This is a genomic window from Vibrio sp. 10N.222.49.C9, from assembly GCF_041474985.1.
Classification (GTDB): domain Bacteria; phylum Pseudomonadota; class Gammaproteobacteria; order Enterobacterales; family Vibrionaceae; genus Vibrio; species Vibrio crassostreae_C.
In genome coordinates this window covers 1-311 of sequence record NZ_JBFRVD010001366.1, presented here as the reverse complement: position 1 = coordinate 311, position 311 = coordinate 1, and the positions used below count along the sequence as shown (strand labels likewise).

Annotated in this window: 1 protein-coding gene; it reads right to left on the bottom strand. The window is 45.3% G+C overall.

Annotated elements, in window-relative coordinates:
* Positions 1 to 311: BCCT family transporter (locus AB4585_RS28320; RefSeq protein ID WP_372172094.1), on the bottom strand; the 311-nt coding region annotated here is incomplete at both ends.

Below are 311 nucleotides of genomic sequence, written 5' to 3'. Positions count from 1 at the left end.
ATACACTATTCCAACCAACAATGGTGACAAACACCAGCAGTATAAACGCTGCGATCATGTTGATATTACTTAGGACCTTAACACCGCCGTCAATGCCACGCATTACCGATAATGACGCAATAAAGGTCACTAAAGTAATGATGATCAATTGAGTGCCAATGTCGCCCTCAAGACCAAATACATGGTTGAAGCCACTGGTCGCTTGCTGCGCGCCAAGGCCTAGTGAGGTTGCAAGTCCAAATAGGGTTGCCAAAACGGCAAGAATATCAATGGTATGCCCTAGCCATCCCCATGCTCTATCACCAAATATT